Origin of the sequence: Cerasicoccus sp. TK19100 (genome assembly GCF_027257155.1) — a bacterium.
Classification (GTDB): domain Bacteria; phylum Verrucomicrobiota; class Verrucomicrobiia; order Opitutales; family Cerasicoccaceae; genus Cerasicoccus; species Cerasicoccus fimbriatus.
Window position 1 is genome coordinate 312,226 of sequence record NZ_JAPWDU010000004.1, and the last position, 16,764, is coordinate 328,989.

Below are 16,764 nucleotides of genomic sequence, written 5' to 3' on the forward strand. Positions count from 1 at the left end.
CCTACTTGAGCCCCGTGAGTTTGCGGATGAGCCACTCGGTGCCCATCATCCCGATTAACAACATGAAGAAAAGCGGCGACGACCATACGTCGACATCGATCAGCGACTTCACCGTCTCCGACTCGGAGTCGAGGATATCCGGCAGTTCAGCCAAGTCTTCCTCGCGGAAGAATCGACCACCCGAGGCCTCAGCCATGCGCTCCATCAGGGGCGCGTTCATGGCGGTTTCACCGAGCTCGAATTGCGCGTCGGAGACCAGTGCTTCGACCTTAGCGGTCTCGTCGTGATCAAGCGACAGCGTGTAAGTGCCCGGGCGTGCTGCAAGGAATGACGCCTCGTAGAAGCCCGCCTGCTCTCCCGCCGGTTGCAGGAAAATTTGCGATGTGGTGGGCATGCCCGCGTCGGCTGAATCCGGCGAAGCTTGGTAACGCAAAGTTGCCGAAACCTGTGCATCGTTGTAAGGGCGATAGCCTGGCTTAAACAGACGGCCAAACACCTTCACCCGATCACCCGCCACGTAGTCGTTGCGCTCCATGTTCAGTTGGCTGAGCGAGGAGGATGTCAACAGCCGACTCATAGCCATGCGCTGCACCACCTGGCTCCAGAAGCCCCAATACGGGTTGCCGCCCCGCAGAGCGCGCCAGCGCCAGAAGTTGTCCGTGCCCAGGTAAAGACAGGACCCGAGGCCAAAGCCTTGCAGCGCGATCACCGGCATTTTGCCAAAGCGCGTTGCCCGCAGGAGGGATGGATCGACGGCGAGCACTTCCGTGGTTGGCTTGGCCTGCGTCACCGGCGACACCCAATAAATCGGCGGCAGCTGCTGCCAGTATTCCGCGTTTTCATCGGGCATCGGCAGGAACTGCAGCATCGGGTTACGTGAACCGGCGGCCGTCAGCTCCAGGTTAATCGGCTGGTCAAAATATGAGCCCACAGACTGCAAATTTGCACCGGATTGAAACTCAATCGGGACCAGATCCGAAAGCGGCGTGCCGAGGTAATTCCATGGGTTATTTTCGCGCCCGGCGAGCAGGATCAAGCCGCCGCCAAACTGCGACACCCAGTCCTGCATCGACTGCATGGCACTGTCGCCCATGACAGCCGGCGGCAGGTCGCCCAGAATGATGATATCGTATTCAAAGAGCTTTTCGCGGTCGGTCGGGAACTCCGTGATGTAGTGCGAGCCCTCGCCTTGCGCCATGGCGGGCGAAGCGCCGTTTAAGAAGATATCCAGATCGATCCGGCGGTCACGGCCCAGCGCGGCTTCGAGGTAGCGGAACTCCCAGCGCGGCATGTTCTCCGCCAGCAGCACATTGATCTTGGAATCGATCACGCGGACACGTTGCTTGCGCGAATTGTTCTCCTGACTCGTCTCATCGCTGCGTGGGTCGATACGCGCCTCCAGCGTATATTCGCCGACCTCAGTGGGCAGCCAATTAAGCGTGGTTGTCTGCTCGTTTCCGGTAAATGTCACGTCCTCGCCGTCGACAATCTTGCCGTTCACGAAGAGCGCCAAGTTCGCGCGCTGGCCCGCCAAGCCCTGCCCCCGGAAGCGAATCGTAGCGTTGACCTCGTCTTCCACTGTGACCACCTCGGGCACGTAAAGATTGTTCACGACGATATCCAGCGGCTCGGTGATGCCGACGCCGTAAAAGTAGAGCGGCGCCTTGTCCTGCGAGGCCGATGCGGCGGCGGCCATCGGCGGCATGCCGCCGTTGCTCGCGCCGTCGGTCATGAGCAGCATGCCTGCCAGTGGTTGCCCGCGCTTGCGGTCGAGCATCTCGCGCACCGCGCTGCCCATCTGCGTGCGCGGACTTTCCGCAACCAGATCGCTCAAGGTATTCGCGCCAGCCTCATTCGTTTCGAGCGGATTAGAAATCTCCGACACCTGCTCATTGAAGGTGAAGAATACCAAGTCGAACTTTTCATCGAGGCGCGGGATCAGGTCGATGTCTTCATTGCTGAGCACCTCGCGAATTACGTCCATACGCGGCACGGCGGAGTATTTATCCGGATTGCCCGTGACGCCCTGATTCAGCCCGCGGTCGGCATTTAAATCACCCTTGGCAATGGCGGCGCGCACGAGGTCTTCCTGCCGGATGCGCACGTCGGCAATGTTGCTCGACGAACTGGTGTCGATGCCAATCAACAACGTGCGGCGAATCGTTCCTTCGACCGTCAATTGCAGCACCGGTCGCTGAATCAAAAGCAGCATCAGCGCGATGGCACCAATGCGCAACAGCGTCAGCACCGTGCGGCGGAATTTGCTCATCTTACGCTGCGTGTGGCGGTAGCTCCAGATCGCCAAGCCGAAGAGCGCGATGGAAAGGAAAATCATCGTCCAATTACCAAGTGGACTGCGCAGCACCAACTCTGCGCCGGCGAGCTCACCGGCTTGTTCCGGTGAGAGCCCGAGGAGGAAGGCAATGATCTGGTTGACGATATCCACGGCTTAACGGGAGCGGCTGGACCGCTGGGCGAGAATGGTTTCGATGATGAGAAAAAGGAATGCGAGAAGGATGAAAATACCGGTCAACTCAGTGCCTGCCCGCTGGGCCTGCATCTGGCCGCGAAGGTCGGCACCCTGCTCCCAGGTGACGACTTGCACCGCCTCGCTGAGCAGCTCCTTTTGCTGGTCGGAAATCAGCTCGGGACGCGACTCGGTGGGATCGAATTGCACGGCGAACTTCAGCACTGTTTCGGGCTGCGTGTTTAACACGACCTGGTAGCCGCCTGCCAGGCGCACGTCGGAGATGCGCAGGCTGGCCTGGCCGTCAATCAGCTCGACCGTTTCCACGACTTCAAAGGGCACATCACGCTCGTCGATGTTCGTTACGGTCGCCGTGGCGTCGACGTAGCTATCGCTCAGGTTGAGCATAAACGGCTGGCCCGCGCGGATGTTTAACCGGTCGTCCTGACTCTGAATCATGTAACCGATCGCGCGGTGCAAAAACGGCAGGTAAACTGCGCGCAGCGCAAAGTCATTCCAGCGCGTATCCGCGGTGCTGCCAAAGAGCACCACACGACCATCGCCATAGGCGCGCTCCATGATCGCGGGCTGCCCGTCGCTGTAGCTGACGACTGTTACCGGCTTGCCGGCCAGTCGCAACGCTTCGGGGCGCAGGCGTGGACGCTCCTCTTCCGGTGGCCAGGCAGAGGGGACCAGTTCCGCGCGTTGATAAAAAACAGCAGTGTTCAACGAGCCCTGCCCACCGGTGAAAATCGCCGGTATCGGGTGCTCCGGCTGGCTGGCGTCAAAGCTGTAAACCTGCCCGGCTACCTCCTCGCTTTCATAAACGCTGGCGGGCAAAATCGCATACTCGTCAAAGAGCACATCGTTGTAAAAACCTTCATCGGTGTTTGGTCCGGGGAAGATCAACAGCCCGCCACCATTGCGCAGGAAATCCGCGAGGCTCGACACCAGCGCACTGGATAAGTTGGCCACATCTGACAGCACCACGATGTCGGCGCGGGCGAGATTGGCGGCGCGGAAATTCTTGGCGCTTACTTCTTCGACTTGGATGTAGAAATCCTTCTTGCGCGAATCCGGCACCGGTTGCAGCGCGTTCTTGAGGAAGAAGAGCGAGCGATCCTTTTCGTCGCGCGCTTCGGTTCCTTCAACGAGCAACACATCGATAGTATCGTGCGCCTGGAGGGCGATGGAGCGCTGGTCGTCGGCCTTGAGGCGGTCAGCGGGAATAGATGCAGTGACCGTATGATAGCCGTCCTTCGCCAGCCGCGCATCCATGGAAACGACTTTGGACTGACCAGGCTCGATCAGCTCGATCACGGCGTCGTTAATCGGCGCACCGCCATTGAGCGACAGGTAAACATTCGTGTTGCGCGCCTCGGTGTTGCCGTAGTTAGTCACCTCTACGTAGAAGCGAACCGGGCGGCGCGTCGAGACGAGTTCGGAGTCCGGTCGCAGCATGCTGACGCCGAGATTCGGCTCGGTCCCCTGCCCCAGGAATATCATCGACGCCGGGAAGCGCGCCTCCGCCGTTTCGAGCGTGTTGATGATCTGCGTGAAGTCGCGGAAACCAAGACTCTGGCCGTCGGTTAAAATATAGAGCTCACCCTTCGCGCCCTGGTCGGAAGTCAGCAAATCAATGGCGCTGGTTAGCGGGCTGGCGAGGTTCGTCGACTGGCTGGTGGCCGGGTAATTGCGCAGCGTGCTGCGGACGAGTGACATGTCCTGCGTCGGCACGGAGATCGCGGGCTCCAGATCATCCGAGGCGAGGAAAATAGCGGCTTTGGACCCCGTGGGCAGCGAGTCGATAATCGCCTCACCGGCTTCCCGCGCACGGTCGCGGCGGGTGTCCACGCCGTTGCTGGTGTCCATGCTGTAGGAGTTGTCGATGACCAGAATGGCATTCGTGCTGGAGAGGCCCAGGAAGTTGTCACCGGGCAAGACCGGACGCGCGAGCGCAAGCGTGATCATGAGGATGATCAGGCAGCGAATGAGCAGCAGCAAGAGGTCCTCGATGCGCAGCTTTTTCTGGTGCTGTTCGTGGCTCTTTTTCAGGAACTGCATGGCCGCCCACTTCGTCTTTTCGATGCGGGTGCGGTTGAGTAGTTCCAGCAGAATGGGGATGGCGATCGCCGATGCTCCGAACAACAACGCGCCATTGAGAAATGTCATGGCGTGGGGGAGAAAAAGGTTCGAAGGTTCGTAGGTTTGTAAGTTCGAAAGTTTAAAAGGTAGGGCGCAGTCTCCATTCGACGATGCTCATGGCAGGCTTGACAAGCCGCTGCGCCTGACTGGCGCTTAGCCTTGGCTGCCATAGAAAGTTCGAACTCTGTATTGCAAAGCAAGCTCATCGTCTAGTGGCGACCGGTTACGCGGAGGCGGGTGGCGAGGTAGCGGTTCAGGACTTCACCGACGGGCTCGCCCGTGTTGCAAAGCTCATAGTTGATATCGAACTGCTCGCAGCCGATGCGGATTTGCTTGAGGAATTTTTGCACCTCTTCCTGGTAACTCTTGCGGATGGCGTGCGGCTGCAGGGTAAGCTTTTCCTCCACCTCCAGGCCCTCAAATTCGACCGTGCCCTCGAAGGGGAAATCGATTTCGTAGGGGTCGAGCACATGGAACACGATCACCTCGTGCTTGCGGAAAGCCAAATGGCGCAGGCCGTCGAGCACCTCTTCGATGTCGTCAAAGAAGTCGCTGATGATAATCGTGATCCCCGCCGCCTTGAGCTGGTTCGCATAGCTGTGGAGCACCTCGCCGATCTTGGATTGGTCGCTGGGCTCGAAGTTCGCGATCAGCTCGCAGACGTTGCTCATCGCGCGCGGATTGGTCGTCTTCGGGTAGAAGGCGCGCGTCTCGGTGTCGAACACGCCGAGCTGCAGGCTGTTGCGCTCGTTAACGATCAGGTAGCATAGGACCGCCGCCAAAATGCGCCCGTAATCGAGCTTGGTGGTGTCGCCGGAGCCATACTGCATGGACTGCGAGCCATCAAGCAGCACGCAGCCGTCGAAGTTCGTTTCCTGCTCGTATTGCTTGATCAGGTGGCGCTCGGTGCGGCCATAGACCTTCCAGTCCATGTGGCGCATGTCGTCGCCTGCCACGTATTCGCGGTGCTGGTGGAACTCGATCGCAAATCCGGTAAAGGGCGACTTGTAGCGGCCGGCCATCGCCCCTTCCACCACCTTGCGCGCGTGCATGCCCAGGGCCTCGGCCTTGGTCAGCGTTTGCGGCTCCAGCAATTTCCCCTCGGCGGTATCGGCCTTTTTCTTCGGGCCGGTGCCGGGGACCTTGATGGAGGTCATGCGGTCTTTAAGCTTTTTCTTAAAAGCCATGCAGCAAGCTTTGCGATAGAAAGTAAATCAACCGCAGGCTTACGCCTTGGGCACGGTCTTGAGGATGTGCTCGATCAACGATTCCGACGTGATGCCTTCGCTCTGCGCCGAGAAGTTCGGCGAGATACGGTGACGCATGACGGGTAACGCCACGGCAGCAACATCGTCCACGCTCACGTAGAAATTACCACGCAGCAGCGCGTAGGCCTTGGCGGCGGCAATCAGCGAAATACTGGCACGCGGACCCGCACCCCATCCGAGGTATTTGCGGGCCCAGTCGTCCGTCGCCTTCGGGTCTTTCGAGGCGCGCGTCATGCGGACAACCTTCTCGGCGTAGGCAAAGACGTGGTCGGCAACCGGCACACGCTTCACCGTTTTTTGGAGCTGAATAATCGTCTCCTCGTCGAGGATCGCATGGACCTCTTCGCCCGACGGGCTGGAGGCGCGCTTCATGATTTCGATTTCCTCGTCCGTGTCGGGATAGTCGACATTGATCAGGAACATGAAGCGGTCCAACTGCGCTTCCGGCAGCGTGTAGGTGCCCTCTTGCTCCAGCGGGTTCTGCGTGGCCAACACGAAGAACGGGCTCGGCAGCGTATGCACCTCACCGCCGACGGTGACCTGGCGCTCCTGCATCGCTTCGAGCAACGCGGCCTGGGTCTTGGGCGGGGTTCGGTTAATTTCGTCGGCGAGGACGATATTCGCGAAAATCGGCCCCTTGAGGAAGCGGAACTGCCGCTCGCCGGTCTCGGGATTTGTCGCCATGACTTCCGTGCCGGTGATGTCCGACGGCATGAGGTCCGGCGTGAACTGCACGCGCTTAAAAGACAGGTGGAGCGTCTTGGCGAGCGTCGAGATGAGCAGCGTCTTCGCCAGACCGGGCACGCCCATCAGGAGCGCATGGTTCTTGGTGAAGATCGCCATCAGCACCTGGTCGATCACGTAGTCCTGCCCGACGATGACTTTGCCCAGCTCCTGCTTGATCGCGGCATAGCCATTGCGGAGCGTTTCGAGCGCCTCCATGTCTTCGTCGGAGGCTTGCTGCATTGCCTGCTCGGCAAATTGCTCCTCATACTCGGCAACGGCCTCATCGGTCGCGGCCGCGTCGTATTCGCCCTCGGGCGATTCTTCGTATTGGGTAGCGTCTTGTTCCTCCCAGGCCTCTTGGCCTTCGGAGTCAATGTCGTCAGAGTGTTTTGCCATGTGGGGGATGTTCAGGGGGTTGAACGTTAAATAAAGCCAATGACAGTGGGTCAAAAACGTAACACACAGTCAAGCAGAGTTTATATCACATGTTAGACTGACTTTTCACGATAAACTTGATCTTCTCAAAAACCACATCGAGTCATCCCGGGCTAAATCGCATTACCGTCGTCTGGTATCGGTAAATTTCGGCACGACGAAAACGCACTTTCCTTTTGCCAGAGGCGGTTTGTTGATTACGCTGTGATTCATGCCCACATCGATTTTCCGTATTTGGATCCTGTTCATGCTGTGCGTCGCCAGCGTGGCCCATGCCCAATTGGATGGCCGCAAGACCGCGGTTTTTGTCAATAACCTCGCCGGCGTGCAGTTGGCCGACAAAGCCAATGCGCTGGAGTCCCTGCTCGCGGCGAATCTGAACGGCCAGGGCTTTAACGTAATCAGCCGGCAGGAGGTGGCCAACTCGCTCGCCAACGACCCGGAGATCGAAGACCTCGGCCGCGCGCTGGCGTCGAGCTCCTCTGCCTTGCGCCTGGCCCAGACGCTGGGTGCCGACTATCTGCTCGTCGCCAACCTTGTCTCCTTCGGCCAGCGCCAAGTGAAATACGAGGGCTACGACATCGCCACGGCCAACACCGTTTATCGCCTGCGCGTCTCTTATAGTTTACTGGAGTCCAGTGGCGGCGCGGGCCTCGTCGGCGAAGAGATTACCGTCTCCGAGGCGCTGCGCGACGATGCCACGATCGAGATCATTGACAACGACTTGCTCAACGGCCTGATCACCGAAGCCGCGGCTCTCATCGCCCAGAGCGCCCGCGAAGAGGCCAAGCTCGGCAATATTCCCGTGGCCCCGCAACCGGCAGCCCCCGTTACCTTTGCCATCACGCCGCGCCTGCAGGACATCGCCCTGCCCAACGTGGTCATCGACAAGGACAACGTGGTCACCGTCTCTGCGGATAAATTTCCCATCGAAGCGACTGGCGTGAGCGTGGAGCTCGATGGCGTCGTGCTGGGCAGCGCCCCGGGCACCTTCGAAGCGCGCCCCGGCTTGCACCAGTTACGCCTCATCCGCGACGGCTTCGTCTCCTGGGAGCGCAACGTGAACCTCTCCGACGGCTTTGTCCTCGTGGCGCAGATGAATTTTTCCGCCGAGGGCCAACAGCAGTGGCAAGAACTGAGCGCCTTCCTGGAGGAGCTCAAGAGCGGCCGCGAACTGGACGACGCCGAGGCCGAGCGCATTCGTGGCGAAGCCGAGGCCCTGCGCCAGAGCGGTTTCCGCGTGGACACCAACCAGGCACCCAATTTCATCTACGAAAACAGCCTGTGGGGCAACCCATTCCCCGTTCCCTACAAAGAGGCCGAATAAACGCCGCCCGAGCTTCGTTTAACTTGCCATGAAACGCACACCTTTCATCGCCGCCGCCCTGGTCAGCCTGATGCTCGCATCCAGCCTGCCTGCCAAGGTCACCATCACCCCATCCACCGCCGACGCGGTGCGCACCGTGCCCACACGCATTCAGTGGGAATACCAGACCTTCGAAGGCTCCACCCCGCTCAGCGAACGACAGCTCAACGACTACGGCCAGAAAGGCTTTGAGCTGGTCGGGTTCACCCTTGGTGGCGAGCGCCGCGGCGGTGCCCAATACATCTACATCTTCAAACGCCCCAAAGAGGTTGAATAAATTCCGTCTCACACCCGTTTAACAGACCATGAAACCAATCTTCGCCCTTTTTGCCCTCCTTGCCGCCAGCGTCGCCTTCGCGGACAAGCCCACACTCGCCATTTCGCCGATCAACGTGTCGCCGATCATCATCCAGAGCGACCGCACGCCAGCCGAAACCGATGCGCTGCCCCAGGTGGTCAACTCCCTGCAAAGCCAGCTCCTCAACGCCTTCGGACAGACGGGCAAGTTTAACGTGATCAGCCGCACCGACCTGCCGCCAATCATTGCCGAGCAAACCCTCGGCCAGTCGGGCAATATCAACCCCGACAACGCCGCCAAGCAGGGCGACATCTCCGGTGCCAGCTACGTGCTCGTCGTCGGCATCGACTTTTTCAACGTGATGAACGAACGCGCAAACTTCGCCTCCATCGCCCGCACGACCACTCGCGAACTGATCACGATCAACGCCGTTTCCCGTCTCTATGACTCCACGACTGGCGCGCTGATCGCCAGCCATAGCTCTCAGGTGGACAGTGAAGACACGCGCCAGTATTTTGCCTTTGCCAACCGCGAGGGCAACCTGGAGACCATCGTCTACAACCGCGCCGCCCAAGCGATGGCAATGGACATTGCCGCCAACATCACGAGCGATCTCTTCCCCGCCAAAGTCGTCGCCAAGACCGGCATGCAGATCACGATCAACAAGGGCACGGCCAATGGTTTCACGATAGCCCCGGGTCAATCCTTGAACGTCTATGCCGTCGGCGAGGAAATGACGGACCCCGACACCGGTGAATCCCTCGGCGTGGAGGAAGTCTTCCTCAGCCGCGCCAACATGCTGCGCCAGGACGAACGGACCACCATCGCCATCCTCGAAGAGGACAACGGCGTCGAGCGCGGGCATATTGTGCGGGTGGAATAGCCAAGAATTTCCTCCTAACGCACAGCAAGCGATATGGAGTGCGCCAGCCCCCTGGCGCTTTCAGCATTTTCAACTCCGCTGAAAACCGGCGCAAAGCATCGCTCGATACGCAAGCATCCAAGCCCACACAAAATCCTAAAGCGCCAGGGGGCTGGCGCACTCCAGAACTTAGGTAACGCCCATCCGTAGCATAGGCGTCCCGCCTGTGCCCGATTCGATCATTGTTATTGCGATAAGCCAGTCGCGAATAGCAACGGCGTCGAGCGCGGGCATATTGTGCGGGTGGAATAGCCAAGAATCTCCCTAACGCACAGCAAGCGATATGGAGTGCGCCAGCCCTCTGGCGCTTTCAGCATTTTCAACTCCGCTGAAAAACCGGCGCAAAGCATCGCTCAATGCGCAGCATCCAAGCCCCTGCAAAATCCTAAAGCGCCAGAGGACTGGCGCACTCCATAACTTAGGTAACGGCCATCCGTAGCATAGGCGTCCCGCCTGTGCCCGATTCGATCATTATTACTGGGCTCGAAGTATTAGAGTAAAACACAGGCGGGACGCCTGTGCTACTTACCTACTCACCGTTGAACGACAGCACAATCCGGCGCGAATGCGGCATATCGCGGTGCTCCCACAAGAATACGCCTTGCCACGTACCGAGGCACAAGCGGCCGTCGACAAAAGGGATCACCTCCGAGGTGCGGGTGAGCGCCATCTTGATGTGGCTGGTCATATCGTCGGGGCCCTCCAGTGTGTGGGTATAATTGGGGTCGTCCTCGGGGACGAGCTTGTCCATGAAGTAATGCAGATCCGCGCGCGCCGACGGGTCGGCATTTTCCATGATCACCAGGCTGCAACTGGTGTGCTGGCAGAACACCGTCAACGTGCCCGCCTGGAGACCCGACTCGCGCAGCGCCGCCGCGATCTGGTCCGTAAACTCATAGGTCTTCCGGCCAGCCGTGCGCAGCGTGAGCGTCTGAGTGAAATTAGGCACGTATATTACTTAACGTTGTCCGGGTGACGGATTTTACGCATCAGTTTGCCGGCTTCTTTAGTCAGGAAATTACGCGGCAAATGTTGGGAGAAGAAACACATTAACTTGTTGGCTGTGCCGCAGATGTCGTGCTTTTTGCCTTTGGCGATGGCGTTCAGGCAGACGTCGATAACCTGTTCAGTTTCGACCACGCCCGGCGGTTTGCCGCTAAAGCCCGCTGCCTCGAAGAACCCGGTGTCCGTCGGGCCCGGACAAATGACGATCGTATTCACCTTAGTGTCCTTGAGGTCATTACCCAGAGCCAGGCTCCAGTTGAAGACGAAGGACTTCGTGGCCCCGTAAACCGAAAGGACCGGCGTGGGCTGGAAGGTGGCCGTGGAGGCGATGGTCATGACTGTTCCCCCGCGCTCAAGCAGCTGCGGCAACAGGATCTGCGTCAGGTGGACGACTGCGCGGACGTTGAGGTCGATCACCGTCAGTTGCTGGTCCGTGGGGATGTCCTGCGCGAATCCGTAAGCCCCTACCCCGCTGTTGTTTACGAGAAGCACTTGGCCGGCCCCGCCGTTAAGTTTGAGCCAGTCGATCACCTTGCCGCCGACGTCGGCTACCTGGGAGGGCTGCGACAGGTCCCCGGGAATGTGCGTCAACACGCCATCCGGAAAATTATTTTTAGGTTCCGACCGAGAAATGTTGCATATCTTCGCGGACGGGTTTAACTTTGCGATCGCAGCAATGAGACCGCTACCTATTCCAGAAGAACCGCCCGTCACAATGACGGCGGTATATTTTTGTACGGCACGGGATAAGCTATCGTTGTTCATGCATGGAACCTTACGTTCTGGGCCCAGTCTAAGTAAGCAGACAGTGCCTGATGGCGTTAATTAATTTCATTAGTGCTCCTTTACTGGAGCGAAAACCACAGAACCACAAACGGAAAATGCCAATGAATACCAAAGAAGTCATCATAAGCGGCGTTCACCTCGATCTCACTGAGTCGCTCAAGCGAATCGTGAAAGAAAAGGCTGAGAAACTCTTTAACCACGAAGAGCGCATTATTCGACTTCGCGTGGAGCTCGAGACCAACTCTCACAAGAGCGGCCAGGATGAATTCATTGCGAAAGGACACATCGAGATTAACGGCCCCCCGATGGTCGTTAGCGATTCCAGCGACGATCTCTACAAATCGATCGACGGGATGATTAACAAACTCGACCGCAAGCTGCGCCGCCGCTCCCGCCTCATGAAGGTGAAGCGCAAGAACAAGCACAGCGTCGACATCCCCGCAGAACTTCCCAAGATGGAAGTCGCCTGACCTGCGCATCTATTCAAATCCATTACCATGGCCCGTCGTGTTCAGCGGCGGGCCTTTTTGTGGCCACACGCGACGGCGGCGCGCAGCGAAAATCGGGCAACGAAAATGGTAGGGACGCACCTCCGGGGCGTCCGCGTTCGCGCAAAATTGTCCTTTGAGGCGAGGCAGGCACCCCTAAGTCCGCCCCGAGGACGAAATGATCCCCCAAAAGCAGGCCAACTGAAGCAACTGAGCCAAAATAGCGTTTCCCTATGCTGTGTTTGGCAAAAGACCCATGCTGCTTTTCCGAAAAGCCTACTGGGTCTTTTTGAAAAAGCCCTATGCTATGTTTTCCAAAAGCAGCATGCTGTGTTTTGAAAAAGCCACTACTGTTGTTTCTCCAACACAGCCACTGTTGTTGGCGTAACATAGCCTGCTATGTTGAGGCAACATAGTAACTGTTGTCTTTCAAAAACCCGAGGGCACTTTTTCCAATCTCCTCCCATACGGCATTCCACGAAATGTATGACGGTGAACGCCGTCTCTGCTTCTCACGATTACCCAATAGCGATTCCAGCACCCCCACATAGCATCGTGCGAAAAGTTACGAACTGGAATACTATCCGCCACTAAGAAAAATCTACTCTTAATAAGCTGAAACCTTGACGAACTAAAGCTTCACGGCCACTCTCGAGCCAAGAAACACACTAATGTTTTACCCAGTTCGTAAGTTTTGAGGTGTCATCAATAGTACTGTTCGAAAAGAGATGAACGACAAAGTAAGAGTCTTAGGCGCATTTGAGCTGCCTGTTGATGAAGACCTCATACAAAGGCAATTCAAGGCACTTTATTCTCACCTCAGCGGCAAAAAAGAAGAGCAGCAAGCACGCGCATTCTGTGAGAAGCAACTTCGATCGACAATTCTCTTTGAAGTGCTCATCGAGGAACCTGATGAAAATTTTAAAGTATGTGATTTTACGCAGCCTATTCCACAAGCTCCTCGTTCATCTTGGCAGGCAGCATACATGCATACATATCTATCGCCTTGTGGGGAATTTTTGTATTCAAGGTCATTTTCAACAGTCCCTGCGCCAATTGATGGGGTATTAAGAGTGACTTTCTTCCTTCATTTTGCATCACCTGAGAAGGAGCTATGGTCGAGTTATGGAAAACACAAAATCCCTGATTTTGAGCCCATGCCTAGAAGGCTTTCTAAAATCTGTCACTATGAGCCAGTCGACTAAAACAGTAAATTCGAACTAGACGAGATAGCTGACCCTTCATTCCGCGCCTTTCGGCGCTCCATGGCGGCCAGCTACTCTTAACGTTCAGTAAGAAAAACTCCGCCCCAACATCCCCGCCTGAGCGATCGCCGCATCCCGAAGGCCGTCCAGCGGACCGGGGCCGGTCTTTTTGCCAAAGCGGGTGAGGAACCAGATCAGTGGGCGCACCCATTTGGGGATTGAGGAATGCGTCATATCGGTCACGTGGCGGACGCGGGTCCGGGTCGGGCTAATGGGCTCCAGTGTAATGGTTTCGTCGACATAGCCGCCCATTTCGCGCGGGTAGTAGCGCAGCACCAGCTCCCGCAGGGCCTCGAAGGTCAGCACCTCGACATCGCTCGTCATCTCGCGGCTTAGCTTGTGCGTAGCCTGAAAGCGATCGCCGACGCGCAGCTCACGCCCCGGGCCAGTGCAGTGGACGCATTTCGGGTTCCACAGCTCCAGGTATTCGGCAAAGCGCAGCATTTCCCAGATCGGCTCCGACGGCAGGGCAATGTCTATTTGCTCGCGAATGATCATGTGGCGAAAACGTTTCGACTTGAACAAAGTTCATCGCCAACATTGTAGATTCTTTGCCCATTCGCAATCGCGAACCCGGGCCCGGACATCATTGCCAGCCATGCCATTTTACGAATATTACTGCCCACAAAACCACACGATCTACACCTTCTACGCCCGCAGCCTGAAGCACGCGGACAAGACGCCGCGCTGCCCGGCCAACCCCGAGTGGCCGATGCAGAAGCAGGTGTCGCAATTTTCGTTTGTTAAAGCGCTCGGCGTAGAGGGCGACCCCGCGCTCGACGACTCCAAATACGACGACCCGCGCTACGAACAGGCCATCAACGAACTGGAGCGCGAATTCCAGGGCATGGACGAGAACAACACCGATCCGCGCCAGTTGGGTAATCTCCTGCGCCGCGTAGGCGAAGTCACCGGCGAGGCGCTCCCCCCTGCCCTGCGCGAGATGGCCGCCCGCCTCGAACGCGGCGAAGACCCCGACGCACTGGAGGAAGAATACGGCGACGACTTGGACGCCGATCCCATGGCCGTCGTCGAGGCCAAGGGCTCTAAGAAATTACTCAACCGCCTGCGCGGCCCGCGCAAAGATGAGACCGTTTACGAAATCGAGGACTATCTATAAGGGTGCCTTGGTGCTTAGTGCTTGGTTCGTGGTTGGCCTTTCAACTGAATCGACGCCAACACTAAACCAAGAACCAGGCACTAAGAACTAGAACACAATTTTTCCATGGAAACCTACGCCAAACTTACCGCTGCTCTCAAAAACACCGCGTTGCTCGACGCGACCTCGGGCCTGCTTGGCTGGGATGAGCAAGTCAACCTTCCCCCCGGTGCCGCCGAGCTGCGCGGGCAGCAAAACTCCGCTTTGGCCGAGGTGGTTCACCGCGAGTTTACCCGCCCAGAGGTCGGCCAGTGGCTAACCGAGCTGGAGCAACAGGAGCTGGAGCCCGACGCCGCGTGTGTGGTCCGTGAAACCCGCCGCGAATACGACCGCGCCGCCAAGCTGCCGGCTGACTTCGTGCGACGCAAGTCCGAGGCCGCCAGCGCCGGCTACCACGCCTGGACGCAGGCGCGCAAGCAGAGCGATTTTTCCTCGTTTGCCCCGATGCTGCAAACGCAGATCCAGCTCGCCCACGAGGAGGCCAAATACCTGGGCAGCGAAGGCAATGTTTACGACTACTGGATCGACCGCTTCGACCCAGGCATGTCGTCGGCCGTGTTCTCGGATTTGTTCGACGAAATGCGCACGCCGCTGCGTGACTTAGCCGAGTCGGTGCTCGCCGCACCGCGCCAGGCCGATGTGTCCATTTTCAAGGGCTTCCCCGTCGAGGCGCAGGAGTCGTTTTTGCGCGAGGTGCTGGAGCGGCTTGGCTTTGATTTCCAACACGGCCGCCTCGATACCGCAGTGCATCCCTTCTGCGGTGGTAGCGGCTGGGACACCCGGCTGACCACGCGCTTCTTCCCCGACAACCCGCTCGACTCGCTCTTTAGCGCGATCCACGAGGCCGGCCACGGCATGTATGAGCAAGGCCTCCGCCTCGGCAATCCGGACAGCTTCGGCCTGCCGCTCTCGAACGCCGTCGGCATGGGCGTGCATGAATCGCAAAGCCGACTGTGGGAAAACCAAGTCGCCCGCAGTGACGCTTTCTGGAGCTTCTACGAGCCGCGCTACCGCGAGGCGTTCAGCGCGCAGCTAAAGAACGTTTCCTCCGAAGACCTGCGCCTGGCGATCAACGCCGTGCAACGCCAGCCCATCCGCGTTGACGCCGACGAGGTGACCTACAACCTGCATGTCATCCTGCGTTTTGAGATCGAGCGCGCGCTCTTTGCAGGCGACATCACCGTGGCCGACGTGCCGGAAACCTGGAACCGCCTCAGCGAAGAGCTGCTTGGCCTGACGCCGAAGTCGTTCTCCGAAGGCTGCCTGCAAGATGTCCATTGGTCGGAAGGATTCTTTGGCTACTTCCCGAGCTACTCGTTGGGCAACGTGCTGGCCGCGCAACTATGGAACGCCGCCAACACCGATCTACCGAACCTGCAAACGGAGATCGCCGACGGCAACTTTAGCAGCCTCCTCCAGTGGCTGCGCGACAAGGTCCATCGCCACGGCAGGCGCTACGGCACCCGCGAGCTAATTCAAAACGCCATCGGCGAAGAAATCTCCCCGGCTCCACTGATCGCCTACCTGCGCGAGCGCTACGGCGCGCTGTATGGAGTCTAGCCCATGTCGGCCCGTTACGTAGGACGCCTCGCCCCCACCCCCACGGGCTACCTGCACCTGGGCCACGCGCGGACCTTTTACACCGCATGGCAGCGGGCCCGCGAGGCGAACGGCACCTTAATCTACCGCGACGAGGATATCGATACTTTGCGATGCAAAGCGGAATACTCACAGGCGGCCATGGAAGACTTGCGTTGGCTGGGGCTCGACTGGGATGCCGGTCCGGACATCGGTGGGCCCGACGCCCCCTACCGCCAAAGCGAACGCACCGCGCGCTACCTCGAGGCGTGGCGGCAGCTCAAGGACAGCGGTTTCATTTACCCGAGTTCGCATTCGCGCAGACAGTTGCGCGACGCCGTTGAATCGGGTCTCGCCCAGGAAGCCCCGGCAAATGACGACGAGCAGGACAGCGAGGCCATCTTCCCGACCAGTTGGCGACCAATCGATAACGCCGGCCTGGACACCACCGAACCCGGTGAAACCAACTGGCGGTTCCGTGTGCCCGATGGCGAGACGCTGACCTTTGACGACGGTTACTTTGGATTACAAAGTTTCACCGCCGGCACGGACTTCGGCGACTTTCTCGTGTGGCGCCGCGACGGCATGCCCGCCTACGAACTGGCCGTCGTCGTGGACGACATCGCCATGGGCGTGACCGAGGTCGTGCGCGGCGCGGATTTGCTCCGATCTACGGCAAGGCAGCTACTCCTCTACCGTGCGCTCAATGCAGCACCGCCCGCATTTTACCACTGCCCACTCGTCCGCGACGAGTCCGGCCAGCGTTTAGCCAAGCGCAGCGAAAGCCTCAGCCTCCGCGCCCTACGCGAGAACGGTAAGGCAGCAGCAGACCTGCTCCAATAAGTCGGGCACGACT

General features: G+C 58.7%; 15 protein-coding genes. 8 read left to right on the forward strand and 7 right to left on the reverse strand.

Annotated elements, in window-relative coordinates; translation table 11 throughout:
* Position 1: 1 nt before the first annotated feature.
* The 4 genes from O3S85_RS11515 to O3S85_RS11530 all read right to left on the reverse strand — a co-directional run bounded on the left by O3S85_RS11515 (position 2) and on the right by O3S85_RS11530 (position 7,002).
* On the reverse strand, positions 2 to 2,446 hold the full coding sequence (locus O3S85_RS11515; RefSeq protein WP_269540512.1) for a CARDB domain-containing protein: 2,445 nt from the start codon (positions 2,444 to 2,446) through the stop codon (positions 2 to 4).
* 3 nt (positions 2,447 to 2,449) lie between these two features.
* Positions 2,450 to 4,639, reverse strand: a complete 2,190-nt coding sequence (locus O3S85_RS11520) for a BatA domain-containing protein (RefSeq protein WP_269540513.1) — start codon at positions 4,637 to 4,639, stop codon at positions 2,450 to 2,452.
* Between the two features lie 182 nt (positions 4,640 to 4,821).
* Positions 4,822 to 5,799, reverse strand: a complete 978-nt coding sequence (locus tag O3S85_RS11525; protein WP_269540515.1) for a DUF58 domain-containing protein — start codon at positions 5,797 to 5,799, stop codon at positions 4,822 to 4,824.
* 39 nt (positions 5,800 to 5,838) lie between these two features.
* Positions 5,839 to 7,002, reverse strand: coding sequence for an AAA family ATPase (locus O3S85_RS11530; RefSeq protein WP_269540517.1), 1,164 nt, complete (start codon positions 7,000 to 7,002; stop codon positions 5,839 to 5,841).
* Between the two features lie 250 nt (positions 7,003 to 7,252).
* On the opposite strand from O3S85_RS11530, the gene O3S85_RS11535 reads away from it, so the two are divergent.
* Genes O3S85_RS11535 through O3S85_RS11545 form a run of 3 tightly spaced genes read left to right on the forward strand, consistent with a single transcriptional unit; the run spans position 7,253 to position 9,588 of the window.
* Positions 7,253 to 8,368 carry a PEGA domain-containing protein gene (locus O3S85_RS11535; RefSeq protein WP_269540519.1) on the forward strand — a complete coding sequence of 372 codons (1,116 nt, stop codon included), beginning with the start codon at positions 7,253 to 7,255 and terminating at the stop codon, positions 8,366 to 8,368.
* A 28-nt stretch (positions 8,369 to 8,396) separates the two neighbouring features.
* On the forward strand, positions 8,397 to 8,684 hold the full coding sequence (locus O3S85_RS11540) for a DUF4177 domain-containing protein (protein WP_269540521.1): 288 nt from the start codon (positions 8,397 to 8,399) through the stop codon (positions 8,682 to 8,684).
* A 28-nt stretch (positions 8,685 to 8,712) separates the two neighbouring features.
* Positions 8,713 to 9,588, forward strand: coding sequence for a CsgG/HfaB family protein (locus O3S85_RS11545; protein ID WP_269540522.1), 876 nt, complete (start codon positions 8,713 to 8,715; stop codon positions 9,586 to 9,588).
* Between the two features lie 568 nt (positions 9,589 to 10,156).
* On the opposite strand, the gene O3S85_RS11550 is transcribed toward O3S85_RS11545, so the two are convergent.
* Together O3S85_RS11550 and O3S85_RS11555 are read right to left on the reverse strand one after the other, a co-directional pair.
* On the reverse strand, positions 10,157 to 10,576 hold the full coding sequence (locus O3S85_RS11550; protein WP_269540524.1) for a secondary thiamine-phosphate synthase enzyme YjbQ: 420 nt from the start codon (positions 10,574 to 10,576) through the stop codon (positions 10,157 to 10,159).
* Positions 10,577 to 10,581: 5 nt separating this feature from the next.
* A complete protein-coding gene (locus O3S85_RS11555) occupies positions 10,582 to 11,397 on the reverse strand; it encodes an SDR family NAD(P)-dependent oxidoreductase (RefSeq protein ID WP_269540526.1) in 816 nt (271 codons plus the stop codon).
* Positions 11,398 to 11,519: 122 nt separating this feature from the next.
* Between O3S85_RS11555 and hpf the strand changes: the two genes are divergently transcribed.
* Both hpf and O3S85_RS11565 read left to right on the forward strand, forming a co-directional pair.
* Positions 11,520 to 11,888 (forward strand): ribosome hibernation-promoting factor, HPF/YfiA family, encoded by a 369-nt coding sequence (gene hpf / locus O3S85_RS11560; protein ID WP_269540528.1) that lies wholly within the window; start codon positions 11,520 to 11,522, stop codon positions 11,886 to 11,888.
* Between the two features lie 746 nt (positions 11,889 to 12,634).
* Complete coding sequence (locus tag O3S85_RS11565; RefSeq protein WP_269540530.1) at positions 12,635 to 13,111, forward strand: hypothetical protein; 477 nt, start codon at positions 12,635 to 12,637, stop codon at positions 13,109 to 13,111.
* Positions 13,112 to 13,195: 84 nt separating this feature from the next.
* On the opposite strand, the gene O3S85_RS11570 is transcribed toward O3S85_RS11565, so the two are convergent.
* Entirely contained in the window at positions 13,196 to 13,669 is a 474-nt protein-coding gene (locus O3S85_RS11570; RefSeq protein ID WP_269540532.1) for an SRPBCC family protein, read from the reverse strand.
* 100 nt (positions 13,670 to 13,769) lie between these two features.
* Between O3S85_RS11570 and O3S85_RS11575 the strand changes: the two genes are divergently transcribed.
* The 3 genes from O3S85_RS11575 (at position 13,770) to gluQRS (ending at position 16,751) form a co-directional block, all read left to right on the forward strand.
* The gene (locus O3S85_RS11575) at positions 13,770 to 14,291 is read left to right on the forward strand and encodes an FmdB family zinc ribbon protein (RefSeq protein WP_269540533.1); all 522 of its coding nucleotides are present in this window, start codon (positions 13,770 to 13,772) and stop codon (positions 14,289 to 14,291) included.
* A gap of 105 nt (positions 14,292 to 14,396) precedes the next feature.
* On the forward strand, positions 14,397 to 15,890 hold the full coding sequence (locus O3S85_RS11580) for a carboxypeptidase M32 (RefSeq protein ID WP_269540534.1): 1,494 nt from the start codon (positions 14,397 to 14,399) through the stop codon (positions 15,888 to 15,890).
* A 3-nt stretch (positions 15,891 to 15,893) separates the two neighbouring features.
* Entirely contained in the window at positions 15,894 to 16,751 is an 858-nt protein-coding gene (gene gluQRS / locus O3S85_RS11585) for a tRNA glutamyl-Q(34) synthetase GluQRS (RefSeq protein WP_269540535.1), read from the forward strand.
* Positions 16,752 to 16,764: the final 13 nt, after the last annotated feature.